The sequence below is a fragment of the Micromonospora parastrephiae genome (assembly GCF_016802865.1).
Classification (GTDB): Bacteria; Actinomycetota; Actinomycetes; order Mycobacteriales; family Micromonosporaceae; genus Micromonospora; species Micromonospora parastrephiae.
Genome location: NZ_JAEVHM010000072.1, coordinates 1 through 26,130, shown reverse-complemented (window position 1 = coordinate 26,130; position 26,130 = coordinate 1). Strand labels below are relative to the sequence as shown.

28 protein-coding genes and 3 pseudogenes are annotated in these 26,130 nt (G+C 71.4%); 14 read left to right on the top strand and 17 right to left on the bottom strand.

What is annotated here, in order from left to right; all coding sequences use genetic code 11:
- Positions 1-820, bottom strand: an 820-nt coding sequence (locus JNW91_RS16375; protein ID WP_203176175.1) for an AfsR/SARP family transcriptional regulator, incomplete at its 3' end; no start/stop codon positions are given.
- A gap of 153 nt (positions 821-973) precedes the next feature.
- Here JNW91_RS16375 and JNW91_RS16370 point away from each other — a divergent pair.
- The 3 genes from JNW91_RS16370 to JNW91_RS16360 all read left to right on the top strand — a co-directional run bounded on the left by JNW91_RS16370 (position 974) and on the right by JNW91_RS16360 (position 2,898).
- Entirely contained in the window at positions 974-1,852 is an 879-nt protein-coding gene (locus JNW91_RS16370; protein ID WP_203176173.1) for an alpha/beta fold hydrolase, read from the top strand.
- Positions 1,853-2,056: 204 nt separating this feature from the next.
- Positions 2,057-2,506, top strand: a complete 450-nt coding sequence (locus tag JNW91_RS16365; RefSeq protein WP_203176172.1) for a hypothetical protein — start codon at positions 2,057-2,059, stop codon at positions 2,504-2,506.
- Positions 2,503-2,898, top strand: coding sequence for a hypothetical protein (locus JNW91_RS16360; protein WP_203176171.1), 396 nt, complete (start codon positions 2,503-2,505; stop codon positions 2,896-2,898). The genes JNW91_RS16365 and JNW91_RS16360 overlap by 4 nt, the downstream gene beginning before the upstream one ends.
- Before the next feature lie 23 nt (positions 2,899-2,921).
- Here the strand turns inward: JNW91_RS16360 and JNW91_RS32395 are convergent, their stop codons facing one another.
- The 6 genes and pseudogenes from JNW91_RS32395 to JNW91_RS33945 form a co-directional block, all read right to left on the bottom strand.
- The gene (locus tag JNW91_RS32395; protein WP_238425105.1) at positions 2,922-3,884 is read right to left on the bottom strand and encodes a hypothetical protein; all 963 of its coding nucleotides are present in this window, start codon (positions 3,882-3,884) and stop codon (positions 2,922-2,924) included.
- Positions 3,885-5,100: 1,216 nt separating this feature from the next.
- The gene (locus JNW91_RS16350) at positions 5,101-6,306 is read right to left on the bottom strand and encodes a low temperature requirement protein A (RefSeq protein ID WP_203176170.1); all 1,206 of its coding nucleotides are present in this window, start codon (positions 6,304-6,306) and stop codon (positions 5,101-5,103) included.
- A 121-nt stretch (positions 6,307-6,427) separates the two neighbouring features.
- Positions 6,428-7,375: an SDR family NAD(P)-dependent oxidoreductase gene (locus JNW91_RS16345; RefSeq protein WP_203176169.1), complete on the bottom strand. Its 948-nt coding sequence runs from the start codon at positions 7,373-7,375 to the stop codon at positions 6,428-6,430.
- Between the two features lie 316 nt (positions 7,376-7,691).
- Entirely contained in the window at positions 7,692-8,459 is a 768-nt protein-coding gene (locus tag JNW91_RS16340; protein WP_203176165.1) for a TetR/AcrR family transcriptional regulator, read from the bottom strand.
- Between the two features lie 63 nt (positions 8,460-8,522).
- On the bottom strand, positions 8,523-10,157 hold the full coding sequence (locus tag JNW91_RS16335) for an MFS transporter (RefSeq protein WP_203176164.1): 1,635 nt from the start codon (positions 10,155-10,157) through the stop codon (positions 8,523-8,525).
- A 130-nt stretch (positions 10,158-10,287) separates the two neighbouring features.
- Positions 10,288-10,845: pseudogene (locus JNW91_RS33945) on the bottom strand (SDR family oxidoreductase); the annotation flags it as partial.
- Positions 10,846-11,289: 444 nt separating this feature from the next.
- Between JNW91_RS33945 and JNW91_RS32390 the strand changes: the two are divergent.
- The 6 genes and pseudogenes from JNW91_RS32390 (at position 11,290) to JNW91_RS16310 (ending at position 15,551) form a co-directional block, all read left to right on the top strand.
- Positions 11,290-11,877: a sensor domain-containing protein gene (locus tag JNW91_RS32390; protein WP_309244388.1), complete on the top strand. Its 588-nt coding sequence runs from the start codon at positions 11,290-11,292 to the stop codon at positions 11,875-11,877.
- Positions 11,850-12,296: a sensor histidine kinase gene (locus JNW91_RS32385; RefSeq protein WP_238425104.1), complete on the top strand. Its 447-nt coding sequence runs from the start codon at positions 11,850-11,852 to the stop codon at positions 12,294-12,296. Before JNW91_RS32390 ends, JNW91_RS32385 begins: the two co-directional genes overlap by 28 nt.
- A pseudogene (locus tag JNW91_RS16325) lies at positions 12,284-12,948 on the top strand (response regulator transcription factor). Before JNW91_RS32385 ends, JNW91_RS16325 begins: the two are co-directional and overlap by 13 nt.
- Before the next feature lie 102 nt (positions 12,949-13,050).
- Positions 13,051-14,115: a Gfo/Idh/MocA family oxidoreductase gene (locus JNW91_RS16320; RefSeq protein WP_203176163.1), complete on the top strand. Its 1,065-nt coding sequence runs from the start codon at positions 13,051-13,053 to the stop codon at positions 14,113-14,115.
- Positions 14,116-14,288: 173 nt separating this feature from the next.
- Positions 14,289-14,681, top strand: coding sequence for a hypothetical protein (locus tag JNW91_RS16315; RefSeq protein WP_203176161.1), 393 nt, complete (start codon positions 14,289-14,291; stop codon positions 14,679-14,681).
- 342 nt (positions 14,682-15,023) lie between these two features.
- Positions 15,024-15,551, top strand: coding sequence for a DUF1062 domain-containing protein (locus JNW91_RS16310; protein WP_309244387.1), 528 nt, complete (start codon positions 15,024-15,026; stop codon positions 15,549-15,551).
- Between the two features lie 114 nt (positions 15,552-15,665).
- Here the strand turns inward: JNW91_RS16310 and JNW91_RS16305 are convergent, their stop codons facing one another.
- Together JNW91_RS16305 and JNW91_RS16300 are read right to left on the bottom strand one after the other, a co-directional pair.
- Positions 15,666-16,073, bottom strand: a complete 408-nt coding sequence (locus JNW91_RS16305) for a hypothetical protein (RefSeq protein WP_203176159.1) — start codon at positions 16,071-16,073, stop codon at positions 15,666-15,668.
- Positions 16,074-16,186: 113 nt separating this feature from the next.
- Positions 16,187-16,903, bottom strand: coding sequence for a DUF899 family protein (locus JNW91_RS16300; RefSeq protein ID WP_203176158.1), 717 nt, complete (start codon positions 16,901-16,903; stop codon positions 16,187-16,189).
- Positions 16,904-17,037: 134 nt separating this feature from the next.
- On the opposite strand from JNW91_RS16300, the gene JNW91_RS32380 reads away from it, so the two are divergent.
- Together JNW91_RS32380 and JNW91_RS16295 are read left to right on the top strand one after the other, a co-directional pair.
- Complete coding sequence (locus tag JNW91_RS32380) at positions 17,038-17,406, top strand: sigma-70 family RNA polymerase sigma factor (protein ID WP_238425103.1); 369 nt, start codon at positions 17,038-17,040, stop codon at positions 17,404-17,406.
- The gene (locus JNW91_RS16295) at positions 17,349-17,957 is read left to right on the top strand and encodes a sigma factor-like helix-turn-helix DNA-binding protein (RefSeq protein WP_238425102.1); all 609 of its coding nucleotides are present in this window, start codon (positions 17,349-17,351) and stop codon (positions 17,955-17,957) included. The genes JNW91_RS32380 and JNW91_RS16295 overlap by 58 nt, the downstream gene beginning before the upstream one ends.
- A 119-nt stretch (positions 17,958-18,076) precedes the next feature.
- Here JNW91_RS16295 and JNW91_RS32375 read toward each other — a convergent pair.
- The 3 genes and pseudogenes from JNW91_RS32375 to JNW91_RS16280 all read right to left on the bottom strand — a co-directional run.
- A pseudogene (locus tag JNW91_RS32375) lies at positions 18,077-18,583 on the bottom strand (IS701 family transposase); the annotation flags it as partial.
- Between the two features lie 159 nt (positions 18,584-18,742).
- On the bottom strand, positions 18,743-18,901 hold the full coding sequence (locus JNW91_RS16285; protein ID WP_203176156.1) for a hypothetical protein: 159 nt from the start codon (positions 18,899-18,901) through the stop codon (positions 18,743-18,745).
- Positions 18,902-19,295: 394 nt separating this feature from the next.
- The gene (locus tag JNW91_RS16280) at positions 19,296-19,463 is read right to left on the bottom strand and encodes a hypothetical protein (RefSeq protein WP_203176155.1); all 168 of its coding nucleotides are present in this window, start codon (positions 19,461-19,463) and stop codon (positions 19,296-19,298) included.
- A 208-nt stretch (positions 19,464-19,671) separates the two neighbouring features.
- On the opposite strand from JNW91_RS16280, the gene JNW91_RS16275 reads away from it, so the two are divergent.
- Entirely contained in the window at positions 19,672-20,538 is an 867-nt protein-coding gene (locus tag JNW91_RS16275; RefSeq protein WP_203176153.1) for a helix-turn-helix domain-containing protein, read from the top strand.
- Positions 20,531-20,728: a DUF397 domain-containing protein gene (locus tag JNW91_RS16270; protein ID WP_203176151.1), complete on the top strand. Its 198-nt coding sequence runs from the start codon at positions 20,531-20,533 to the stop codon at positions 20,726-20,728. The genes JNW91_RS16275 and JNW91_RS16270 overlap by 8 nt, the downstream gene beginning before the upstream one ends.
- 91 nt (positions 20,729-20,819) lie before the next feature.
- On the opposite strand, the gene JNW91_RS16265 is transcribed toward JNW91_RS16270, so the two are convergent.
- On the bottom strand, positions 20,820-21,041 hold the full coding sequence (locus tag JNW91_RS16265) for a hypothetical protein (protein WP_030335934.1): 222 nt from the start codon (positions 21,039-21,041) through the stop codon (positions 20,820-20,822).
- Between the two features lie 243 nt (positions 21,042-21,284).
- Complete coding sequence (locus JNW91_RS16260; RefSeq protein WP_203176146.1) at positions 21,285-22,379, bottom strand: PIN domain-containing protein; 1,095 nt, start codon at positions 22,377-22,379, stop codon at positions 21,285-21,287.
- 300 nt (positions 22,380-22,679) lie between these two features.
- Here JNW91_RS16260 and JNW91_RS16255 point away from each other — a divergent pair, with 300 nt between their 5' ends.
- A complete protein-coding gene (locus tag JNW91_RS16255) occupies positions 22,680-24,635 on the top strand; it encodes a glycosyl hydrolase family 28-related protein (protein ID WP_203176145.1) in 1,956 nt (651 codons plus the stop codon).
- 41 nt (positions 24,636-24,676) lie between these two features.
- On the opposite strand, the gene JNW91_RS16250 is transcribed toward JNW91_RS16255, so the two are convergent.
- The 3 genes from JNW91_RS16250 to JNW91_RS16240 all read right to left on the bottom strand — a co-directional run.
- A complete protein-coding gene (locus JNW91_RS16250; protein ID WP_203176144.1) occupies positions 24,677-25,018 on the bottom strand; it encodes an MmcQ/YjbR family DNA-binding protein in 342 nt (113 codons plus the stop codon).
- A 66-nt stretch (positions 25,019-25,084) separates the two neighbouring features.
- On the bottom strand, positions 25,085-25,714 hold the full coding sequence (locus JNW91_RS16245; protein ID WP_203176143.1) for a CG0192-related protein: 630 nt from the start codon (positions 25,712-25,714) through the stop codon (positions 25,085-25,087).
- A gap of 14 nt (positions 25,715-25,728) precedes the next feature.
- On the bottom strand, positions 25,729-26,130 hold a 402-nt coding region (locus JNW91_RS16240), incomplete at its 5' end, for a cellulose binding domain-containing protein (RefSeq protein WP_203176142.1).

Here is a 26,130-nt window from a genome sequence, read left to right as displayed (position 1 = left end):
GACGCCGGGGGGCGGCGGCGGCGAGGGGCGGGGTGAGGTGCGGCGCCTGCGCCAGGATGTCCGCTTCCAGCCGGCGCAGCTCGGGCCCCGGGTCCACACCCAGTTCGGCCACCACCACGTCCCGGGCCTCGCGTAGCGCGGCCAGCGCGTCGCCCTGCCGACCGGCGCGGTACCGGGCCACCGCGAGCAGCCGCCAGGCGTCCTCGCGCAGCGGGTTGCTGGCGAGGTGGGCCGGCAGGTCGGCGGCGGCCTCGTCCGGTCGCCCCAACGCCAACAGCGCCTCCGCCCGCCGTTCGACGGCGAGCATCCGCAGCTCGTCCAGGCGGTTGATCTCCGCGACGGCCCAGGCCTCGTTGGCGCAGTCGGCGTACGCGGGTCCGCGCCACAGCCCGAGTGCCGCGTCCAGTGCGGCCAGGGCCGGCGCGGGACGTCCCGCCGCCAACAGCCGGCCGGTCTCGCCGACGGCCGCCTCGAACCGACCGGCGTCCACCGCGTCCGGATCGGCCCGCAGCACGTACCCCGGTGCCTCGGTGACCAGGATTTGGGGCGGCTGCCGGGGCGGCCGATCAGGTTCCAGGGCCCGGCGAAGGTCGGCGACGAAGGTGCGGATCGCGCCCACCGCGCCGTCCGGCGCGATGGGCCACAGGTCGTCGACGAGACGTTCCACCGGCACCACCCGGCCGTGGGCGATCAACAGCCGGGCCAGCACCAGGCGCTGCCGGTGCCCCCGCAGCGGGACCGGGCCACGCTCGGTGGCGGCGGTCACCGGCCCGAGGACACCGAAGCTCACCGCCAGAGGTGCCGCCGGCTGCCTGCTCATGGCACCAATCTAGGCGTGGCGGCGCGGACCACGGCGGGCTGCCCGCACTGATCCGACGCTGACCGTCTGCTGATCTCCCCGGGGCAGGCTCGACGACGTACGACGGCGACGGGCCACCGCCCGAGCCGCCCCTCTCCGACAAGGAAGGTTCCCGTGGACCCGAGGATCAACGGATTCGACTACCGGCGCGTCACCGTCGCCGACGGTGTGACGCTCAACGCCGCCGTGGGCGGTTCCGGGCCGCCGATCGTGCTGCTGCACGGTTTTCCGCAGACGCACCTCATGTGGCGGCACGTCGCGGCCGACCTGGCCGCCGACCACACCGTCATCTGCCCCGACCTGCGGGGCTACGGCGACAGCGACAAGCCCGTGGACAGCGACGGCAACGGGTACGCCAAGCGCACCATGGCCGCCGACGTCGTGGCGCTGGCCGGGGCGCTCGGCCACGAACGGTTCGCGCTGGCCGGGCATGACCGGGGCGCCCTGGTCGCGTTCCGGGCCGGTCTCGACCATCCGGCGGCGATCAGCCAGGTCGCCCTGCTCGACGTGCTGCCCACCCTCGACATGTGGGACGTGCTGCACGGCAGCACCGCCGCGGTCGCCTTTCACCTGTACCTGATGGCGCAGCCGCCCGGCCTGCCCGAGGAGCTGATCGGTGCCAGTCCGGACGCCTTCTTCGGTCACTTCCTGGACGTCTGGACCCGCGACCCGGAGGCCCTGCCGGCGGAGGTGCGCGCCGCGTATCTGCGCGCGTCCCGGAACGCGGTCACCTCGATCGTCGCCGACTACCGGGCGTCCGCCGGCGTGGACGTCGCCCACGACGCGGCCGACCGGGCGGCGGGCCGTCAGCTGACGATGCCGGTGACCGTGCTCCAGCAGGACTGGGGCGCGGCGCTCGGCTACGACGCGGCAGGGCTGTGGCGGGCATGGGCACCGGACCTGACGCACCAGACGGTCACCTGCGGGCACTTCATGGCCGAGGAGGCACCGGCCGAGGTGGTCGGGGCACTGCGCGCCCTGCTCGTTCGTTGATCGACCGGCGGCCGGCCGCGCGGCCCACCGACAAAGGTTCTGACCTGCGGATATGCGACGTTACACCGGGTGGACGCCAACTGGTCATTGGTGATACACAGGCAGATATCGGTAGCCAACGACGGCACGTCGCTCATCTCCTCGACCACCCACCGTTCGCACGCGCGGCGGACGGACGGCGCCGGTCTCGACCAGGGAGTTGCCGTGGTAAATCTGCGAGCACGGGCCAAGCCCCAGCCGTTCGAGGTGACCGCTCTGGTCGCGACGTCCATCTGCGGCATTCTGCTGCTCGCACTGGACGCCCGGCCGCCGTCGGTCCAGATGTCCATGCCGGAACCCGTCCAGGTCGGCTGGGAGGTCGCGCTCGTCATCGTCGGCCTCGGCGGGCTGCTCGGCATCCTGTGGCCCGGTCAGCTCTCCACCGGCCTCGGCATCGAACTCGCGTCCGTCCTGGTGCTCGGCACCATCACCGGCATGTACGCGGTGGCGCTGGTGGCGGTCGCCGGTCAGCAGGGCGTCGTTGCCGCGTCGCTGATCGCCGCGGTGCCGGCCGGGTCCTTCTGGCGGGCCGCCCAAATCATGATCGATCTGCGCTGCCTGGCCAAGGGCCACCAGTGCTCGACTCACCGACGGGTCGTGGGAGGTGTGACGTGATCTCCGCACCGGCGCCCGAGGCACCGCACTGGGTACAGGTGCTCCTCAGCCTGCTCGGCGTTCTCGGCGGGACCACCGGCCTGGCTGCCATCGCCACCGTGGTGGCGCAGCGGGGCAAGTTCAAGGCGGACGCAGCCGACACCCTCACCGAGGCCGCTCTGACCCTGGTCCAACCGCTACAGATGCGGATCACCGAGTTGGAGAGCGAGGCGTTGAGCGCTCGATCGGAGCTGGGGCTGCTGCGCGAGCAGGTCAACCAGTTGCAGTTCCTCGTCCGGGCGCTGAGCCGGACGCTCGACCGGTGGCGTGCCGCGGTGCACGCCCCCGATGCCACCCTGCGCAAGATACGCACGGTGGTCGCTGAGTCGGAACGGCTGCCGGAGAATCACTGACGGGTTTGTCCGCCGTTGCCGGCTCAGGTACGGCCGGGGCCACGGAGCCGTCCGGCGAGGTCGCGCACCGCCGCCCGGAACTCGGGGTCGGCTTCGCCCGGATGGTGGCCCCGGACCGGCGGCGGCCGATCGCCTTGCGGGGACAACAGATCGCGTGGGTCGCGCAGACGCCGGTCGACCCGTCCAGCCGGGTCGGCGGCGTCCGGAGGCGGGTCACCGGGCCGGTGCGCGAAGAAGATCCAACCGCCGACCGGGTCGGTGTCCCGCCACAGGTTGAGCCACCGCCACCCGACCCGATCCCCCACCTCGCGCAGCACCTCCTCGTTGAGGTACGCCGGGAACAGCCGGGCGTACAGCCGGTCCAGCGGCGACCCGTAGGTGAGCAGAGCGACCCGCTGACGTACCCGCGGGGGCAGCCGCAGCACCGCGAGGGCCAGTAACACCGAGCCGTGGCTGTGCCCGCAGAGCAGCACCCCGGTGTGTCGCTCGGCCAGTTGGGTGATCCGGTCGACCAGTTCGGGCACGGCGCGGTCGGCGTAGCTCGCAGGCGCGAACGGGTGCGCGGCCCGGGGCCAGAAGGTGCCCAGGTCCCACAGGATCCCGACGTGCCGACGGAACCAGGCCGTCCGGTAGGCGAACGCGCCGGCCGACAGCAGGGCGAGGAGCACCGCGGCGAGCAGGTAGGTGCCTCCGGTGAGCGCCATCCCGACGGCCCTGGCCGGCAGCCCGAGAAACTGCCGCGCCAACTCGTCCGGTTCGCGCCCGGTCTGCCCCACCAGACTCGTGGCCAGCCCGATCGCCGCGAGAGCCGCGTACGTGACGGCCAGCACGCCCAGCCACTCGGTGAACCGCGCACGGGCGACGGCCTTCGTGACCTGCCAGAGCCGCCCAGCCGCCTCCGGCGGTACGACGGGAAAGTCGCGGGCGGTGACTGCCGCCGCCGCACGGCGCGGCCTCGCCGCGACAGGAGGGTCATCGCGCCGCACAGCGCCACCGCCGCGACCACGTGCAGGAAGAAGGCCAGCAGGGTCCAGCGGTACGGCAGCGGCGGCCCACCGTCACCGCGGTAGCCGCCGAGCAGCTCCCCCGTCTGGTAGACCAGGCCCGCGGCGATCGCGCCGGCCAGACCGACCGCGATGGCCGCGATGACCGCCGCGCCCAGTCCGCGCGGCAACGCGGACCGGCCGGGTGTGCGACCGCGGTGCCACAGCACCAACCCGCTGAGCGCCACCAGCAGTGCCATCTGGCCGAACAGTGCCCCTCCAGCGATCCCGCCGTAGCCGGGCAGCCCGGCCGACGGCGGCCAGCCACGCTCGTCGCGCGCGACGGTGACGAGAGTCGCCACACTCAGGCCGGCCGCCGCCACGCCCGCCGTGCGGGCGCTCCGGGTGGCCGTTCGCGCGGTCGCCGCCTGGTCGATCATCCCCGGAACGGCGAGCAGGCCGACGCAGGCCAGCAGCACCGCCGCACTGAGCGCCAGCAGCAGCGTCGTTCCGAGCGTCGCCCCGCCGGTGCGACGGGCCGTGAGCAGCATGAGGTTGAGGACGGCCAGCGCGGCGGCGACGTGGATCGCGCGCAGCCGTCCCACCAGCGGTTCCACGGCCCACAGCGGGTTGCCGGTCGGACCGGGTCGGCGGGTGCCGAGCAGTCGGAGGAGGGCGACGGCGGCTATCGGAAGCAACGCCAGCGCCGCCAACCGCTGCCCGACGTGTCGGTCGTCGAGCCCGACGATCGTGTCGAAGGGCGCACGGCACCGGCCCACGCCCAGACACCGCCAGGCGATCAGGTCGAGGGCGACCCCGGCGATCGACACCACGTACAACGCGGTGAGGTCGAGCGCGAGGAGCCGGCACAGCACGGCGACCCCGGCGCCGCTGCGACGACCCGTCGGTCGCATCCACACCGCCACGTTGCTGAGCATGAACGGCAGCAGGAACACCATGGCGAGGGTCCGGGCCACGGTGCCCGCAGGCAGGTCACCCCACCGGTACGCCTCGAGCGTCACTCCGTCCGGGTCGGTTTCGTCCGGTCCGTCGGCGCGGTGGAAGCCCCCGCTGGCGTCGCCGCCGACCTGCCGGACCTGCGCCCGGTCGAGAATGACCGCGGGCCGGGCTCCGGACACGCCGTGCACCCGCAACTCCACCACGTCGTGCCGTCGTGGTTGGTCACCGTGGCGCGATGGTCCCTCGGGCATCGCGGCAGCTACCCGTGCGGTCGCTGGTCGGGAGCGTCGCTCGCGTCGGCGCGCCGCACGAACCGCCAGAGTCCGGGCATCGCGTCGACCAGAACGATCAGCAGCAGCACCCCGGCGACGACAGCGCTGTTGGCGAGCTGCGGAAGCCGCGCGCTCACCAACCCGAACACGATGATGGCCGGCACACCGACCAGGCGCGCCCAGGGCAGGCTGGTGTCGACCACCGCCGAGAGCAGGATCCGGGCGGTCAGGAACAGCGCCGGGCCGCCGACACCCAAAGCCAACTGTGCCGCACTGTGTTCTCCTCCCGGATCGTCGATCGTCCTCTCCATGGCGACGGAGGTGGCCAGGATCCCGGCGATCATGACGAGGTGCAGGTAACCGGCCAGGAGCGCCAGCTTGCTGCCGGTCGGGCCAGCCGCCATGATGCTGGCGCCCAGCCGCGTGCCGGCGGGCACCAGGTAGAGCCGGGCGAGGGCCGCCGCGGTGACGAACGCCAGGGCGAAGGCGATGGTGCTCTCCCGGTCCAGACCGGAATCACTGTAGGTGAAGCCGGCGATCAGGATCAGCTCGCCCAGCGCGATGATGAAGATCTGCTGGTAGCGCTCGGAGAGGTGGTCACCGTTCACCTGGAGGTCGGCCCAGGTGCTGCGACCGAGCCCGGGGAACGGCCAGCGCAGCCGGGCATGGGAGTACTCCAGCACCACGGCGATCGCCCAGAGTGCCTCGCGGGCCGGTGCGACGAACGCCCCGGCCACCCAGATCACGCCGGAGATCGCGAACCAGAGCGCCACCCGCAGGCTCCGCAGTTGCAGCGGGTGCCCCCGCAGCGCCGGGATCAGCAGCGCGCCCCGCCCCACGTGGATGGCCACGTAGGCGACGGCGAACACCATGGCGTGCTCGTCGAACGCGGTGGGCACGGCCGCGGCCATCAGCAGGCCGCCGAACATCACCCCGAGCAGGAGTACGACGATCAGCGGCGCGCCCGGGTCGAACCAGTCCGCCGACCAGGCGGTCACGAACCACACCCACCAGAGCGCCGCCAGCATCAGCAACACCTGGAAGCCGCCGTTGAGGCTGGTGTCGTCCAGCAGCGCCCGGGACAGCCGGGTCAGCGCGAAGATGAAGGCCAGGTCGAAGAAGAGCTCCAGGAACGACGTCCGGCGGAAGTTCTCCCGCCGCTGGAGCAGCCGCCCGGGAAGCCCGTTCGTCATCGCCCCCCTTCCCGGTTGCCAGCTGCCGCCCCAGTCGTACCACCCGAACGACCGGACCCGGGCGGGTTCCGCCGAGCCCGGCCGCTTCCGCGAGCGGGTGGCGCCACCCGCCGGCGCGCGGTCATCGGGTGCTCCCCGACGGCGGCGCGCCGGCCGCGACCAGGTCCGCCGCCACGTCCCAGAGCCGCTCGGCGTTGCTTGGATCGACCGCGTACGCCGCCACGCCGCTGTAGTCGGCGGGCCGCTCGGTGACGACCGGGGCCTCGGCGCAGTCCTCGAAGTAGCGACCGCCGACGCCCTCCAGCAGCGGGGACGCGGCGAGCAGCACCGAGGTGGCGGCGCCCTGCTGCGGGGTCTTCTGCCGCTCCTTCGGGGTACGCAGCCCGCCGGTGTGCTTCTGCAGGCCGGTGGCGATGGCGCCGGGGTTCAACGCGTTGGCGTGGATGCCCTCGCCGGACCAGCGGCGGGTGGCCTCGACGGCGAGCAGAGCCTGGGCGCTCTTGGACTGCCCGTACGCCAGCAGCGGGTCGTACGGCCGGAACGCGAAGTGCAGGTCGTCGAAGATCGCCGGTGAGAAGAGGTTGCCGCTGGAGCTGACCGAGACGATCCGGGCGCCACCGGCGGCGGCGAGCGCGTCGTGCAGGCCGACGGTCAGCGTGTAGTGCCCCATGAAGTTGGTGGCGAACTGCATCTCCCAGCCCTCGGCGGTCCGCTCCAGCTCGGGCAGCGCCATGATCCCGGCGTTGTTGACCAGGATGTGCAGCGGCTGGTCCCAGTCGGCGACGAACCGGCGTACCGAATCCTGGTCGGCCAGGTCCAGCTCGCGGACGGTGACCCGGTCCGCGCCGATGCTGGCCGCGATGTCGGCGGCGGCCTGCTCGCCCGCGCTGGCCCGGCGTACCGCGAGCACCACCTCGGCGCCGGCGGCGGCCAACGAGCGGGCGGTCTCGACGCCGATACCGGCGGCGCCCCCGGTGATGACGGCCCGCCTGCCGGTCAGGTCGACTCCGGTGAGGACCTCGTCGGCGGTCGAGGCGAAACCGAACGGGGTCATGATTCGCTCAGCCATCTCTGTCCCATCTCCCGATCACGCGTACGCCGTTCACTGTCACCCTGACAGCGGGCGTCAGCCGGGTCCCTGGTTTTCCCGGTAGTGACAGGAGCAGGGGCGCGACCGGCACCACCCAGTCGCTGGTCGTCTGTCACGCCGAGCCGGGCAGCCCGTCCGCCCGCTCGCCCGCCTCGCCGCCGGCCAGGCAGCGGCATCCGCGCCGGGCCGGGACAAATCGCACTGAAGTCGCCGTACCCGCATCAGGAGGGCTCTCGACGTACTTCGTCGAGGCGGACGAACCCCTGGTGCGGCAGTACCCCTGACCGGGGCTCGGCTACCCGTTGGCCGCCCGCTCGGCGACCACCACCGAGATCCCGTCGAGGACGCGTTGCAGGCCGAACTCGAAGGCGTACTCCGGACCGTACGCGGCGCCGTGCTGCCGGCCGGCCGCCGTCCCGACCCGGGAGGCGGTCGGATAGCTGTCGGCCGTCAGGAACGTCTCCAGCCAGGGCGCGTGCGACTGCCACCACTGGCCGTCGGTCAGGCCCGTCTCCCGCTCCAGGTCGACCACCTCGGAGGCGGCCCGCGCGGAACTCTTCACGTGCCCGAGGACGAGCGTGAGCACCGCGTCCATCTCCACGTCGGTGAGCCCCAGGTCCGCGACCGCGCCGAGTTCGTAGTCGTACTTGGCCACCAGGTGCGGCCCGAGCACGGGACGGGTCGTCTCGGCCCGCAGCATCCACCGGTGCCGCCGGTAGAGCGCGAGATTGTCCCGGGCGATCCGCTCCAGCCGTACCCGCCAGTCCCCCTCGACGGCGGGGCGCGGCATCTCGCCGTACGCCGTGTCGATCATGACGTCGACGAGTTCGGCCTTGCCCGGCACATAGGTGTAGACCGACATGGTGCCCACGCCCAGCGCCTCACCGACACGGCGCATGGTCAGCGCGTCGAGGCCCTCGGCGTCGGCGATGTCGATCGCGGCCCGGACGATCCGGTCGACGCTGAGCCCCTGCCCGGCGCCGCGGCTGGTCGGCTCCCGGGTGCGCCAGAGGATGGCCAGGCTGCGCGCCGGATCCGCGGTCGCCTTGCGCTCACTCGCCATGGTCCGGCCATCCTAACAACGCGGCCGTACGCCGTACGCCGTGCCGCGGCCCGGTCCGGGAGGTCAGGTGGCCTCACGGTCGTCGGTCAGCTGCGGACCGGCGGCGGCCGGCACCAGGTGCCGCACCTGCGGCGCGCCGTCGGCGTACTCCCGGGCCCGCTCCTCGGCCTCGCGGTCCTCGCCGGTCAGCCGGCCGCCGTGCTGGCGCAGGTGCTCATCCCAGGACGGCACCAGATACACCTCGACGAACCGGTCCGTGGTCTCGGCCGGACGGAACAGTCCCCACCGCATCGCCCCGGTCCGCTGCCGCGCGCCGCGCACCAGGTCCATCGCCGCCAGGAACGACTGGGCCCGTTCCGGCCGGACGCTGTACTGCACCGTCACCAGCACCGGCCCCACACCCGGGTCCGGCTCGTACGCCAGGCGCGGCTGCGGCCAGTAGGCCGCCGGTTCCCGGTTCACCGACCGCAGGTCGGGCAGCGGCCAGACCCGGCTCGTCACGGTGCCGACCAGCATCAACGCCGCCGCCGCGAGATAGGCGAGCACCAGGCCGCCCATGTCGGCCACCAGCCCCCACAGGAGAGCGCCGATCGCCTGCCCGCCCGCGAAGCACACCTGGTAGACGGCCAGACCGCGGGCGCGTACCCAGGTGGGCAGGAAGAGCTGCATCTCGGCGTTGACGTTGGCCAGCACCGTCACCCAGGCCATCCCGGCGGGCAGCAGGGCGAGGAGCACCAGCGGCACCACCCGTACCGTGGCGACCACGGCCAGCGCCACGGTGAACACCGCTCCGGCGATGAACAGGAGCTGGTTGGCCGACAGCCGGGTGCGGATCACGGCCAGCAGCACCCCGCCCGCGATGGCGCCCACCCCGAGAGCGGCCAGCAGCAGCCCGTACCCGCCGGAACCCAGCCCCAGCCGACGGTTCGCCACCAACGGCAGCAACGCCCACAGCGCGCTGGCCGGGATCACGAAGACCAGCGCCCGGCGCAACAACCGACGCACGATCGGCGAGTGTCGTACGTAGCGACTACCGGCGCGCAGCGCGGCGGTGAACCGCTCGGGCACCTCGACCGCGCGGACGTTACCGGGCCGCCAGCGCCACAGCGCGTAGGTGAAGATTCCGAACGCGACGGCGTTGAGCGCGAAGACCGGAGCGACACCGGTCCGGGCGATCAGCACACCGGCCACCGCCGGCCCGACCGCCCGCGCCACGTTCACGCTGATCGAACCGAGCGCCGACGCCGACCGCAGCTGCTCCTGCGGCACCAGCTCCGGGATCACCGCCGCCCAGGCCGGCAGGGTGAGCGCCTGGCCCACCCCGAACGCGAAGGTGAGCGTGAGCAGCAGAGCCGGCGGCATCCGGTCGGTCAGGGTGAGCAGCGTCAACGCGACCGCCACCGCGACCAGGAACAGCTGCACGGCGATCAGCAGGTGCCGACGGTCGAAACTGTCGGCGAGCACCCCGGCGGGCAGCGCCAGCAGCAGCACCGGCAGCAGGCTGGCGGTCTGGACCAGGGCGACCAGGGTGGAGGCGTTGGAGTGGTGGATCAGCAGCCACTGCGCCCCGACCGTCTGCATCCAGGTGCCGATGTTGGCGACGAGCAGGGCCAACCACAGGTTGCGGTAGACCGCGGTCCGCAGCGGTGCCCACGGGGAGGCCGGACGGTCGGCGGGTCCGGCTGCGGCCGTCACCACCGCCCGTCCGCGCGTAACACGCGCTCGCCGGACACGTACAGGTCGTCGGGTTCGAGCAGCAGCAGCCGGACGACCTCGGGGCGACCTGTTCCGGCAGGGCGTACACCTCGTCGAGGAACTCGGCGCCGACGCGTTCCTGCAGCCGGGTCGGCATCGGTCCGGGATGCAGCTGCATCACCTTGACCTGGTTGCTGTGCTGGGCCTCGGCCAGGGAGTCGACCAGGCTGCTGCCGTAGCTCTTGGTGGCCCGGTAGACCGGGATACCGGGCCGGGGCGCGGCCAGCGCCGTCGCACCGATGTACACCACGTTCCCGTGGCCCTGCCGGCGCAGGTGCTCCAGCGCCTCCCGGAGCAGGTACGTGATGCCCAGGACGTTGATCTCCACGGCCCGCCGGATGTGCTCCACCGGAAGGTCCATCAGATCGCCGCCCGCCCACATCGACGCGCAGGCCACCACCCCGTCGATCGTCCCGTAGCGCCCCACCACGTCGGCGAACCCGTCGCGGACCTGCTCGTAGGACGAGATGTCGCAGACCGCCCCGTCGCACCCCAGCTGATCGATCGCCGCGGCGACCTCGGCGGGCACGTTGCCGAACACCACCACCCGGTGCTCGTCGACCAGCAGCCGGGCCACCGCGAGGCCGAGCCCGCTGGTACCGCCGACCACCACGAAGGTTCTGACACCCATGTCTCTCCCGCCGCCGCGAGCACAGCTCACGCGGGTCGCGTGATGGCGCGTTCTTCCCGTTCCCCGACCCCACACACCCGTTCGGCCGGTAGTGCTGGGCATACCCCGGAAAGTGGATCTGGACGGCTGGGGCGCCCCTTCGCCCCCGATTAGCGTCTGTGGCATGACCCCGGAACGCCCTTCTCACCTGGCCGAGGCGCTGCGCCGCCGCGACTGGCTGATCTCCGTCTGGCCCTGGCGCGCGCTGGCCTACCTGGTCAGCACCGTGCCGATCGCGGGCGTGCTCGCCGTCGGGCTGCTCGTCATCGGCGCACCCCTGCTCGCCGCCGTCAACGCGCTGCGGCTGCACGGACGGCCGCCGGAGGTACCGCTGATGCTGTTCCTGGCGGTCGCAGCCTCACCCTGCTGGCGCTCGCGCCGATCGTCAGTTTCCCGGTGGCCGCCGTGGAACGGTGGCGACTCGGGCTCGTCGACGGCCGCCCGCTGCCCGCCTCCCCGTGGCCGGGCCTGGCCGCCCGGTACTGCACCGCCGCCAGTTGGCGGGAGGTGGCGTACCTGTTCTGGCTGGGCGGGATCGCCCCGGTCGCGTACTGGGTGTTCCTGCTGCTGCTCCTGCTCGACCTCGGAATGATCACCAGTCCATGGCTGGCCGGAGACGCCGACCCGGTGGTGATCTGGCGCCCGATCGAAAGCACCGGCGAAGCCATTCCGTACGCGATCGTGGGTGTGCTGCTTCTCCCGGTCTTCTGGTACGCGGCCGGTCTGCTCGCCGCCGTCCAGGCCACCGTGGCCCGGTGGGCACTCGCCTGGCCGGTCGACGCGGCGGCGCTGCGGGAGGTCGCCCGCTCCCGCACCCGGCTGGTCGGCGCGTACGAGGCCGAACGGCGCCGCATCGAGCGGGACCTGCACGACGGCGCGCAGCCCCGGCTCACCAGTCTCACCCTCCAGCTGGTCTGGCCCGGCTGGACGTACCCGAGGACTCCCCCGCCGCCCGACCGCTCGCCGTGGCGCACGACCAGGCGCGGGGCCTGATGGTGATGCTGCGGCAGTTGGTGCACGGCATCCGACCGCAGAGCCTCACCGACCTCGGTCTGGCCGGCGCTGTCCAAGAGCTGGCCGACGCGACCACCCTCGCGGTCGCCGTGCACGCCGACGTCGACGGCGAACTGCCGGAAATCGTGGAGAGCACCGCGTACTTCGTGGTGTCCGAGGCCCTGGGCAACGTGGCCCGGCACGCCGGGGCGACCCACGCCGACGTGCGCCTCACCCGGACCGGCGGCGACCTCGTGGTCGAGGTGTCCGACGACGGTCGCGGTGGCGCCGACCCGGCCCGGGGCACCGGCCTGACCGGCCTCGCCGACCGGGTCGCCGCCGTGGACGGCCGGCTGCTGCTGTCCAGCCCGCCCGGCGGGCCTACCCTGGTCCGGGTGGAACTGCCATGTCGTCGGTGACCCGGGTGGTGCTCGCCGAGGACGAGGTGCTGCTGCGGGAGGGTCTTGTCGCGCTGCTGACCCGCTTCGACTTCACGGTGTGCGCCGCCGTCGGCTCCGCGCCCGACCTGCTGGACGCCGCCCGCGAACACCAGCCGACCTGGTGCTGACCGACATCCGGATGCCACCCGGTCGACGCGACGACGGGCTGCGCGCGGCCGTCGCGCTGCGCGCCGAGCGGCCGCACCTGCCGGTCGTGGTGCTCAGCCAGTACGTGCAGACCGGGTACGCGGCGGCACTGCTCGACAGTGGCGACGGCCAGCGGGTGGGCTACCTGCTCAAGGACCGGGTCGCCGAGGTCGCCGAATTCGTCGACACGCTGCGCCGGGTCACCGCGGGCGGCACCGCCATCGACCCGGACGTGGTCCGGCAGCTCCTGCACCGCCCGCGTGATCCGCTCGCCGCGCTGTCCGCCCGGGAACGGGAGGTGCTGGCGCTGCTGGCCGAGGGCCGCTCGAACGCGTCGATCGCCGCAAGGCTGCACGTCACCGAGGCGGCGGTCGGTAAGCACATCGGCAACATCCTGCTGAAGCTCGACCTGCCACCCAGCGACGACACCAACCGTCGGGTGCTCGCGGTGCTCACCTACCTGCGCAGCGACCCGGCGGGCTGACCAGCGCCGGGCTGAGATCGGGCGCGGTCGGCCGGGGCGTAGATTCTCCTCAGCGGTACGACGCCACTGAACGGGCGGCGACCGGCGAGACGGGGGTAGGGCATGGCGGAGGCGCTGCGGGTTGGCCTGCTGGGGTACGGGCTGGCGGGCCGGGTGTTCCACGCACCGCTGATCGCCGCGACACCGGGCCTGCGGCTCGACGCCATCGTGACCCGCGATCCGCAGCGGCGCGAGCAGGCCCGTCAGCACTTCCCGGACGCCCGCCTGGTCGACGACGCCGACGAGCTGTGGCGTACCCCGGACGCCCTGGACCTGGTCGTGGTGGCGACGCCGAACCGGCAGCACGTGCCGATGGCGCGCGCGGCCCTCGCCGCCGGTCTGCCGGTCGTCGTCGACAAGCCCCTGGCCGCGACGGCGGCGGAGGGCCGCGCGCTGGTCGACGAGGCGACCGAGCGTGGCGTGCCGCTGACGGTGTTCCAGAACCGGCGCTGGGACGGCGACTTCCTGACCGCCCGCCGCCTGGTGGAGCAGGGCGAGTTGGGGCGGGTGCTGCGCTTCGAGTCCCGGTTCGAGCGGTTCCGTCCGACGATCAAGCCGGGCTGGCGGGAGCTTGCTGGTCCCGAGGAGGCCGGCGGCGCCCTCTTCGACCTCGGCGCCCACCTCGTCGACCAGGCGGTGCAGCTGTTCGGCCGGGTCGATCGCGTCTACGCGGAGGTGGACCGTCGCCGCGCGGGTGCGGCTGTCGACGACGACGCCTTCGTGGCGCTGACCCACGCCAACGGGGTGCACTCGCACCTGTGGATGGGCGCGGTGACCGCCCAACTCGGGCCCCGGCTGCGGGTGCTGGGCGACCGGGCCGGCTACACGACGTACGGGCTGGACGTGCAGGAAGCGGCGTTGCACGACGGCGGCCGGCCGGACCAGCCGGGCTGGGGCGAGGTCCCGCCGGAGCGGTACGGCCTGCTCGGCGTCGACGGTGAGCTGCGGCCGGTACCGACCGAGCCCGGCGCGTACCAGAGCTTCTACCAGCAGGTGGCCGCGGCGCTGCGCGACGGCACGCCGATGCCGGTGGACCCACGGGACTCGGTCGACACGGTGGAGCTGATCGAGCTGGCACACCGGTCGGCGGACGAGGGCGTGGTGCTGCCGGTCCCGACCCGGCCCTGAGGGACTATCACTTCGGCGATGGTGGCGAGCGACTGCACCACATCCGGACCGGCCACGGCAGTGGATTGGGCATCTACCGCGCTCCACATAGGATGAGTCACCGTGAACCATGTCGCCGCGGCGGTCGGGCCAACGACCCGACGACGTCGCGTCGCTCGGATGTCGGAGGGTAGATGAACGTCGCCCTCTGGGTTGCGCAGAGTCTTCTCGCGCTCATGTTCCTCGCGCTTGGCTTCACGAACCTGGTGAAGGGCAGCCCCGCTGTCGCAGCGGAGGAAAACCTCGGACTGGCGATGTTGTTCGGCGTCGGTGGGGGTACGAGGCCCCACGTCAGGTTCGTCGGCCTCTACCAGATGGCTGTAGGCGCCGGCCTGATCCTTCCCGGAGCACTTGGCTGGCAGACGTGGCTGGTGCCCGTGTGCGCACTACTCGTCGGCGCGCAGCCGCTCTTCGATGTTCGACGGAATCGAGAAATGGACGTTCCTGCGTTCGGAGCCTCTGATGCCGTTCTCGCCGTCGCCGCCGCTTCCGTCGCGGCGGGGCGTGTGTGGATCGTTCCGCTGTGACTCCACAGCGTCAGGGCGTGGCGTGAGCTTTGAGTCCGGCCCAGGTGCCGTCGGCGGCCCACCGGCACAAGCACGATCGACCTTCGTGGTTCCCGAGACAGAACCCGGTCGGACAGTCCCGCACGAGGCTCCTGAGGCGCGTTTGAAAACCAGTTGAGCAGCGCCGCGTCGCGCCATTACCGTGCTGCGCACCAGGTCGTCTAGGCAAGGACGTGCCGTTGTACACCCTGTGAGACCTCCCGAGAGCTGATCTGTCGCGCGTCGCGCATGTGCGCCGCGCTCCTTTTGCTGCGGACTTCTCACTGAAACCGGTGTACTTCTGTGCTCAAAAATTGGGCCGTCGTGCCCACCTGCCTGCCACTCGTTCGCCGCCGTTGCCATGCATGCGCGTCCGAACGCCTTCGGCCGAGCGGTAAATTCCGCGTCAACGCCAACCACAAGCTCCTCGACGTCTGGCTCCTCGCGCTCTGCACCACCTGCGGGGAGACGGCGAAGCTCACGGTCCTGGAGCGGATGACGGTGCGCTCCATCCGACCTGACGTGCTGGATCGGCTGCACGACAACGATCCTGGGCTGACGGCCGAACTGCTCCAGGACCCGGCCGTGCAGCGCCGTAATCGGATCGACCTGGACTGGGACAACGCCTGGCGTCTCGACACCGGCGGATCGGATCACCCGGACGGCGACACGATTGACGTCGCCGTCCGCTTTGCGGCGCGGATCCCGGTCCGGCCGGTACGACTGATCGCTGACGGTTGCGGTCTGTCGCGGGCCGAGGTCGAGCGACTGATCACGGAGGGCAAGGTCGTTTCGGCAGTCCGGTTGAGCGGCAAGCTCTCCGGCGACTTCACCTTCACACTGAAGCGCTGAGCCCTCCTCGGCAGCGCTGAGCCCTCCTCGGCGACCAGGGGCCTGTCCGGCATGACCCGCCGGACAGGCCCCTGGTACTCCTACGTCACTTGATCTGCCGGCTGGCTTACTCGGCTAGCTCATGAAGAAGATCATGGCCGCGAGGCTTGCCCCCATGGCCAGGTGCTCCCAACGGAGCAGGTCCGTGATCGGTCGATTGCGCAGCCGGACGAGTGCGGCCGCCATCCAGCAGAGGTAAGCCGCCGTGGCGGCGCGTAGCAACACGAGCGCCGCGTCATGGCCGGTGACGGTGCCGTGGTCCATCCGGGGCCCGGCGGCCATGTGGTGGGTAGCCATCGACCCGCCGTGTTGATGCATCAGCACGGCGAGCGCCATGAGCACGGCCCCGGCCGTACGGTGCCAGTCCACCTCCGGGCCGCGCTCGGTCGGACCGCTGGTGACGAGTGCCACCGCGAAGGCGAGGAGCAGCAGCGCGCCCGCGTACTGCACAACCGGTGCGGCGTCGAGGGTCACCGCGACCATGACAGCCACCATCGCACCCGCGAGCATTCGGGCCCTGCGGGACGCGCCCGCCCGCGGCACGACGCAGCAGCAGGCCGACACCGCGGCCGACCCGAGCATGATCATCTCGAGCGTCAGGACGTCACCGCCGGCGTGACGCCGGGGCGTGACCATTGGGCGGTGGGGCGGCCGTTGAGACGCCACGGGTGGCCACTGACCCGCGGCCAACCTTGGGGTGAGTTTTCCCAGTTCTCTTGCCGGCCGTACACGGTGAGGTCCAAGGCGTGGTAGCTGGTCGTCAACGCCTCCACGCCCCGCCCGGTGGTCCAGTAGGTTTCGTAGACCTGGTCGCCGTCGCGCAGGTAGCAGGCGATGAACCCGAATTCGCGACCGTCGGCCAGAGCCGGGTCGGAGTCTTTCGCCGAATACCAGGGGAACGGGTAGCCCATGAACTCCGCGAACGGGGCACTTTCGTCGTAGGGGCCCTGGCAGAACACGGCGTAGGTGACGTCCCGGGCATGCAGGTAGTCCAGCATCTGCATGTGACAGGTCGAGAAGGTGCACCCCTCACACTGATGCTCGTGCGGTTTACCGTCGTGCCACATGTGGAAGTAGGCGATGAGCATCCGGCGGCCCTCGAAAACCTCCACCAGCGGGGTGTCCCCGCCGGGGCCCTGGACCGTCACCGTCGGCATCAAGGTCATCGGCAGCTGACGACGAGCGGCTGCGATCGCGTCTCCTTCGCGGGTATGGGCCTTCTCCCGGACCAGCAGTTCGTTGCGCTCGCGCAGCCAGGTCTCCCGGTCGACGACCGGGGGCGTGGCTGCGCTGGACGCGGGGGTTGCCGTCATGGCTGTCTCCTCCGTGTGGGGATTGGTCACAGGTACAGACGACCGAGTCGACGATCGTCATCGGTGACCGATGACGGATGGGGTCCGCGGTCGTCAGTACGGTTGTGAGGACCACTCAGCCCCGGGGAGATCACATGTCCGACTCGCCTGACAAGCAGGCGGTCTGGCTGCAGCGCGCCTTCGACGAGCACCGGCGCGAGCTACACGTGCACTGCTACCGCCTCGCAGGGAACGTCACCGACGCGGACGACCTGGTGCAGGAGACCTTCCTGCGTGCCTGGCGGGCTCGCGACCGCTTCGAGGGTCGGGCGTCGGCGCGCACCTGGTTCTACCGGATCGCCACGAACGTCTTCCTCGACAGCCGCAAGGCGGCCGGTCACCGGACAGTTCAGTATGGTGACCCGCTGGAGTGGTCCACCGAGCTCGTCCCTATCCAGACGCCCTGTTGGCCGACGATCCGCAGACCGGTCTCGCCGCCCGGGAGACCGTCGAGCTGGCCCTGATCGCAGCGCTCATGTACCTGCCGCCGCGGCAGCGGGCGGCCTTCGTGCTGCGCGACGTCTACGGCTGGACGCCGCAGGAGATCGCCGGCGCGCTCGACACCGCCGTAGCGGCCGTCAACAGCCTCCTCCAGCGGGCCCGCCACACCCTCCGGCGGCGCGCTCCGTCGGACCCACAGGACTGGCGCCGCCCGCAGCTCACCAGCGAGGACGAAGAGATCCTGCGCCGCTACGCCAACGCGAAGGACCCGGAGACGGTCCGGGCACTGCTCGCCGAGGACGTACGGATCACGATGCCGCCCGAGCCGCCGGTCGTCGGGATCGACGCGGCCGCGGAGTTCCTCGGCCGACCGCTCGACTGGCGTACCTTCCCCACCTCGGCCAACGGGCGCCCGGCACTGATCAACTATCTCCGCCGGCCCGGCAGCCCGCACTACGAGGCGCTGGTCGTCGACGTACTCCGGATCGAGAACGGGAAGATCGTAGAGAGCAACGCCTTCATCGGTGCCCGTCACGTCGCCGCCTTCAGCATGCCCGCCACGCTCGAGCCCTAGACGAGTAAGTCTCAAGCTAAGTGGCCGAGCCTGCGCTGGTAGTGGGATCGCCGGGCTCGGGCTTGGGATGTTCGTCGCCAGGTGGACCAGTGCAGGGTGTGCGCTGGGGGTAGTGGCAGGGCGAGGACGAAGGCGTTGAGGAGTCGGCGGATCTCGGCGACGGTCAACGCGATGATCTCCGGGTCGGGGTCGGGCTGCTGCGCGGTGGTGGCGGTCTCGGGTAGGTAGAGCCGGCGATCGATCATCGCCCGCCCCGCCGGTGACACGTAGGCCAGGAACACCCCGACCTGGCTGTTCTCGACACGCCCGGCGGTGCCCGTGTACTGCCGCTGCACCCCGACCGAGCACACGCCCTTCTTCAGGAAGCCGGTCTCGTCGACGACAAGCACCGCGTCGGGGTGGCCGAGCTGCTCGATCAGCCAATCACGCACGTCATCGCGGACGGCGTCGGCGTCCCACACCGCCGTACGCAGCAGCCGCTGCATCGCCTGCGGATCGTCGTGACCCGCCCGTTCGGCCAACGACCAGCAGGTCTTACGTTCCACGCCCGACAGCAGCCCTTCCACGAACTGCCCGGCGGTCCGACGGGGCTCCGCCCGCACGAACCGGTCCGCGACACGTGTCACCGCCTCGTCCAGGATGACCCGCCACCCGGTCGGGTCTACGCTGTGGCACACGGCCACCGTGCGATCTTCGGTTGTCCTCACAAACCATCGATGATCAACGCGGTGGCCGTCCTCATGCCCGCGCCACGCCCAACGCCGAAGCCAAATGACGTTGGAGTACTAGTCGGCGTCCTGCTCGGAGGGGGCGTCGTCCGGCACCCGGGCCTCGTCGTCGGTCAGCGCGTCGTCCGACGCTTCGTTGAGGTGGGCGAGCCGACGCTCCGCTTCCCGGACCTCCGCGTCGAGCCTGGGGTTCTCCTCGTCGGGACCCTGCGACATGGGCGACCTCCATCGGGCACGGACCACCCCCGTGTACCCGGCCTGACGGCGGGGACACGGAACGGGCGCGCAATCCCTTGATCACTTGATGATGAGCAGTCACAGCGGCCCGCAGACAACTACTCCTCATCAACTGATCAGGGAAATCTGGGGGTGGGCTGAGGGCGAAAGGCAGGGGAAGGCGCGTCGGTGAGCTTACGAAGGTTCGCCGGCTGCACGTAGATCTCCCGGCGCGCGATGGCCTGGCCGCTCCGGTTCACCTGGTACCCGTCGAGCCACGCCCAGCCGTCGTAGGTGACGCGGTCCAGAATTCGGATCAGTCGAAACCTGATGGGCACCACGAACTGCGGGCTCGCGGACCGGTCGACCAGTAGGAGATCAGCCGCTCGGAGCCTCACCTGGGGCGTTCCCGCCAGGCCGCCAGGCGCTCGGCGGCCTCGGCCAGCTTCGGACACGTCCCGTCCGGCCGACATCGGCGGCAGACATTGCGGTGATGGAAGTCGACCACGTAACCAGCCATGATCACGAGGAACGGAGGTTCGGGCCGGTACTGCTCAATCATCGTGACCCTCCTTGCTCTGTGGGCATCGACCAGCGGAGAAGCGCCGTTCACCAGCCCAGATGCCCGTAACGATTCCGGGTCGCCAGTTCCTCCTGCAACACTCACCGTGAGACATTCACTACGGACGGCGCATCTCGGGTGATGATGCGTGTGGCGTCTCAAGGGACGCCGCAGAACGCGTCAGGATGAGACCGAGAGGACGGTGCGGATGACCGAGGCTGGTTCGACGGTGCCGAGGCGGCAACTCGGCCGACTGCTGCGGCAGACCAGGGAGCAGGCGGGCATCGGGCTGGAGGCCGCCGCGCAGGACCTTGAGTGGTCCCGCGCCAAGATGTACCGCATCGAGTCTGGGCAGACCCCGGTACGAGCGCTGGACGTTGATCAGATGTGTCGCCTCTACGGCGCCGCCGCCGACATGACCGAGGTCCTCGTAAGCCTCGCTCGGGAGTCCAAGAGCAAGGGTTGGTACCACGCCTACGGCGAGATCATTCCGCGGTGGTTCGAGCTGTACGTGGGACTGGAATCAGCGGCCAGCCGAATACGGACCTATGAACATGCATTGGTGCCCGGCCTGTTGCAGACGCCGCAGTACGCGGCTGAGGTAGGACGGACTCGGTCCGAGAATTCGGACGACGAGGTGGCCAAGCTGGTCGAACTACGGACGGAGCGCCAGCGGATCCTGACCAGGAAGCGCCCGGCCGCCCCCACGTTGGACGTGATCCTTGAGGAGGCATTACTACACCGCGCCGTTCCCGGCATGTCCGACCAGATAGTTCGGCTCATCGAGGCCGGCGATACAGCGAACGTGTCCATCAGGGTGCTGCCGCTTGCCAGCAGACTGAGTCAGGTGGCGGTGGCTGGCAGCTTCGTCATCCTCGACTTCCCGACCACCGGTGCCAGGTCCGCGGAGCCGACGACGGTCTACAGCGAGGGACTGTCCGGTGCTTTGTATCTGGACCGCGTCGAAGAGGTCAAGGCGTACGCCGCCGTTTGGAGAACGCTCACGTCCGAGGCGCTGAGCGTGTCGGAGTCCCGCGAGCTCATGAAAAAGATCAAGGAGAGACACCATGACTGATCTGACCGACGCCAATTGGCGCAAGCCCAAGCGCAGTAGCGCCCAGGGCAACTGCGTCGAGGTGGCCGACAATCTGCCCGACGTCATCGGAGTTCGCGACAGCAAGGATGCGTCCGGCCCGGCGCTGCGCTTTCGCCCCGAGCAGTGGAGCACCTTCGTCGAGGCCACGCGCACCCACCGGCTGAACTGAACCTGTCTGCGGTTGAGTGCCGTGCGCCGGGCGGCCGGCGAGCGCGCCGGGCTGGAGCCCAGGAGCGTTGCCGGCCCGGCCCGGTGCCGGATCAGCGCTGCTTCAGCTCGCGCCAGGAAGGGTGGGTGCCGCGCCAGGCATCGGCGAGGATGGCCGCCGAGGCCCTGCTGGGGCACTGCTGCACCCGCTCACGGCCCGACGCCCCACCGATCTGGGCGCGAACCTCCCAACCCTGCCCGTCAGTACGGATATACACGTCCCGGCGCCCGCGCGGGGTCGTGTCTCCGTTCCACCAGTGCTCCTCCACCTTCATTCGCCGACCGTATAGCAATTCCCGCGCGGAGGGTACGGCGCAGGTGGGTCCGGACCGGGGCAAGAGCCACAATTCAGGCGGATTTCGGGCCAAGCGTTGACACTTCGAAACCACAACGGCTGCTCTTCCCCGTCCTGACTTGCAAATCAGGACGTCCTACCCGCCACACCTGTTGATCAAGAGGTTCGCGTCAGGTGTCGCGCTCCCGATCACGCAAACCTCTTGATCGACACGCGGAACGGGTCAGGGCTGGGTTGTCAGCAGGTAGTCGTCGGCTTCGGGGCTCCACCGTAGATCGAGCACGCCGGCGGTGGCGGCCGCCTTGCAGAACTGGAGAAAGCTGCGGTAGCCGAGCTTCTTCTCGCTGAAGTCGGGGCGAGCCCGGCGCACCTGGTTCTTCAGGCCGGACAGGGCCACCGGGTTGCCGCCACTGCCCAGGTCCGCCACGACGCCCCGGAGCAGGCCGAACGCCACCTCCCGATCGCCGTGCTCGGGCAGCGAGACCTCGGGGTCACCCTTCGCGGGCCCCTCGGCCAGCTCGATCACGTTGCGCTCGGCGAGATGGCGCAGCAGTTCGCCGAAGGTGCGGAAGCCGTAGTCGGACTCGCTGAACGTCGGATCCTTGCGCAGCAGGGTGCGCTTGAGGCGGGAGGCCGTGACCTCACCGTTGGCGCTGCCCTGCAACCCGGCAACGGACTGGGCGACCAGCACCGCTAGAGCGTCGACGTCGCGGCCGGGCTCCTCCCCCGCCGGCCGGCGGTCCACCTCCGGCTCGTGCTCCCGCTCCGGCTCGGGCGGTCGCTGGTCCGGGCCGGCCTGCCGGCCGGTGGGACGACCGCGCCGGCCGCGGGCCGGTGGGATGTCCACGCCCTCCAGCCGGTCGTAGTAGAGGAACTCGTCGCACGCCGGGGGAAGCAGCGCCGACGTCGACCCCTCGACCCCGACCCCGATGACCCGCTTGTTCAGCTCGCGCAGCTTGTGCACCAGCGGCGTGAAGTCACTGTCACCGCTACAGATGACGAAGGTGGAGATGTAGTCGCGCTCGAACGCCAACTCGATCGCGTCGACGGCCATCTTGATGTCGGCCGCGTTCTTGCGGGAGGCGCCCATCCGCTGTGGAATCTCGATCAGCTCGACGTGCGACCGGGTGAGCATCCGGCGGTCCTCGTCGAAGTACGACCAGTCGGCGTACGCCCGGCGCACCACCACCCGCCCCCGCTCGGCCAGCGCGTCGGCGATGGGCCGGAAGTCGAAGTCCGCGCCGCCACGGTGGTCGCGCGCCCCCAACGCGAGGTTCTCGTAGTCGAGGAACAGGGCGATCCGGTCTTCTTGATCCACGCGGCCCAGCGTACGCCGGCCGTGGGCGGTCCGGGCGCAGGTGGAGCGCGACACCTCAACTCACCGGTCGTCCATTTCTTGCGGTCTGTCAGTCGCATCTTTCCATTGCTCGATTGTCGTCTTGCAGCAGGCTGCTCGGTGCTGCATCATGACGGTCAATGTCGGGCGTCGGGGGAGCGCCGGGCGGACCTCCACCACAACCCATCCAGGAGGGTCACCGATGTTTCGCAGCCTCATGCCGGCGCGGGGACGCCCGGGCCGGCCGTCCGGCACCGCCGTCGCCCTCGCGGCCTCCTCGCCGTGCTGGTCGCCGGGCCCACCACTGCCGTCGCCGGTCCGTCCGCGTCCGCTGGCGCGCGGCCGGTGGTCACCCGCGCCGCCCTCGACCCGACACTGGTCGCCGGGCGCGGCGCCGACGTCGACTTCGTCGAACAGGAGGCGGAGAACGCCCGCACCACCGGCGAGGTTATCGGTCCGGACCGGTCCGCCTACACGCTGCCCGCGGAGGCGTCCGGACGCCGGGCGGTCCGGCTGACCCCCGGCGAGTACGTGGAGTTCGTCCTGCCCAGCGCGGCCAACGGGATCACCGTGCGGTACAGCATCCCGGACGCGCCGGAGGGTGGCGGGATCACCGCCGGGCTGCGGGTCGGGATCAACGGCAAGCACGTCCGCACCATGACGCTGACCTCGCAGTACTCGTGGCTCTACAACCAGTACCCGTTCTCCAACGAGCCCCGGGCCGGGCTGCTGCACCCGGACTGGTGGATCACCGAGTGTCAGTGCGTGCCGTCGGCCACCACGCCGTACCCGAGCATCAGCACGCCGTTCCGGCCCACCCACTTCTACGACGAGCAGCGACTGCTGCTCGGACGCACCTACCGGGCCGGTGACACGGTCCGGCTCACCGCGCCGACCGGCAGCGCCGCCGCCTGGACGGTCATCGACCTGCTCGACTCGGAACTTGTGGCACCTCCGCGCGTCCGGCTGCTCGCGGCGAACGTGCTGGCGTTCGGCGCCGACCCCACCGGCCGACGGGACTCCGCCGACGCACTGGACCGGGCCATCGCCTTCGCCCGGCGCACCCACCTGACGGTGTACGTCCCGCCGGGCACCTACCAGGTCAACCGGCACATCATCGTCGACGACGTGACCATCGAGGGCGCCGGCAACTGGTACACCCTCATCAAGGGCCGCGAGGTCGCCCTGCCCACGCCCGCGCCGGACGGCTCGGTGCACACCGGCGTCGGCTTCTACGGCCGCGACGCCGCCGACGGTGGCAGCCGCAACGTCCACCTGTCCGGCTTCGCCATCGAGGGCGACGTGCGCGAGCGCATCGACACCGACCAGGTCAACGCGATCGGCGGGGCGATGAGCGACTCCACCATCGACGGGCTCTACCTGCACCACACCAAGGCGGGCCTGTGGTTCGACGGCCCGATGCGCAACGTGCGCGTCACCAACAACATCGTCGTCGACCAGATCGCGGACGCGCTCAACTTCCACACCGGCGTGACCGACTCCCTCGTCGCGCACAACTTCGTCCGCAACACCGGCGACGACGGCCTGGCGATGTGGTCGGAGAAGACGGCGAACGCGCGCAACACGTTCGACCACAACACCGTGCAGTCGCCGACCCTCGCCAACGGCATCGCCATCTACGGGGGCACGGACACCACCGTCTCGCACAACCTCGTCGCCGACCCGGTACGCGAGGGCAGCGGCCTGCACGCCGGTTCCCGCTTCGGCGCGGAACCGTTCACCGGGTACCTGCGGTTCACCAACAACACCACGGCCCGCGCCGGCACGTACGAGCTGAACTGGAACATCGGGTTGGGGGCGATCTGGATCTTCGCCCTGGACCGCAGCATCGACGGGGCCGTCGAGGTGACGGGCGACGCGTACCTCGACAACACCTACAACGCGATCATGCTGGTCAGCGACTGGCCGGTGAAGGACCTGTACTCCATCACCGACGTGCGCTTCCGCGACGTCCGGGTCGACGGCACCGGCACCTCGGTGGTCAGCGCGCGTTCGGCCGGGTCGACCTCGTTCGCCAACGTGGACGCCCGCAACGTGGGAGCCGTGGGCGTCAACAACTGCGGGTCGTTCCACTTCACACCGGCCGGCTCGGAGTTCACGCTCACCGACCTCGGCGGCAACGACGGCGGCTGGCTCGCCCCGTGGCTGCTGCCCAACACCATCACCTGCGACGACCGGCCCCCGGTGTCGCCGCCCCCGCCTCCGGCACGGTGGTGAACGCGGTGGGCGGCCCGAGCAGTCGGGCCGCCCACCGTCCGTCAGCTGCCCAGCCGCTGCCGGGCCAGGAACTTCGGTACCACCATCCGCCACGCCTCGGTGACCAGCTCGGTCATGTACCCGTGGTCCAGTCGGGCCGTGTGGCAGCACACCCAGTGGAAGCGCAGGTCGGCCTCCCCCGGCAGGAAGAACAGCTCCGGCTCGGCGGCGACCAGCGCGGCCCGCTCCTGCTTCGGGAAGCCGAAGCCCATCGTCGCCTCGTCCCGCGAGAACGCGACGTAGACGATCGACCCGACCCGGAACTTCACCCGGTCCCGGATCAGGTGCTCGCTGCTGCGCGGCAGCGTCCGGGCGAGAGCCCGCACGTCGGCGACGGTGACCACACCCCGACCGTAACGGCCGGCCGGTCCGCTCGTCGACCGCGACGGGCGGGCCGCGCCGCCGTGACGTCAGCGCGGGCGGGCGTACGCCAGCGGCACGCTCGTCGGCTGCCCCTCCCAGCTGCCGAGCAGGGTGGCCCCGGCGGCGTCGGCAGCGCCGGGTCGACGGACGACGACCAGTTCGACGGAGTCGGTGACGATGAGCGCGCTGTCCTCGTCGACGACCCGACGCACGGCGCCGACCGGTGCCACGTCGGCGTCCCCGGCGCCGCTGACGGCGATCGTCATGGTCGGCTCGCGTCGTTCGCGCCGACCGTCCACCTCGAAGTACTGCTCGGCCTGGCCGGGGCCGGCGAGGATGGCGTGGGCCAGCGCCGCGGCGTACACCGGGTCCGCGCAGCCGTCGTACACCCAGCGGGTGCCGAGCACCGAGTGCTCGGTGGTGCCCACCAACCACTCGTCGACGCCGTCCAGGGGCGCCGCGCGGTAGGTGAGCGGGACCTGGTGGACCGGCCCGTCGGCGGTGCCGACCAGCATCGTCTCGATACCGACCTCGCCGGCCGGGTCGTCGAAGCGGTAGGCGCCCCGGCTCAGCACGTCCACACCGGCCGGCCCCTGGTACCAGGGTCGGCCGGGCAGCCAGGTCGTCAGCAGGTCCAGCTTCGTGGGGCTTATTGTCGCCCGGTGCAGCAGTGCCATGCCGGCAGCCTAGGTCACAGGCCCGCGCAGGGTTTCCCGCCGATCGCGCAGCTCTCCGGTTCCCGGGCCTTCGGTCGGCTGTCGCGGACGTCGAAGCGGAACGTCTGCGACCCGCCGGCCGGCACGGCCGACCCGGTGAAGGTGATCGTCCGCCCGTCCTGCCGCCACTGCGCGTCGTCGACGTCGTCGACGGTGGTGCCCTCGGCGAGGGTGACCACCACGGCCCAGTCCGCGACCGGCGCGCTGCCCGAATTGGAGACCACGACCTCGCCGGTGTAGCCGAACAGCCGGCTGGAGTCGGTCTCGTAGCGGGCGGCCACCACCACCGTCGGCGGGGGCGGCGGGGGCGGCGGGGGCGTACGCGACGGCTTCGCCGACGGGGTCCGGCTCGGGCGGGCGGTCGCCGACGCGGTGGT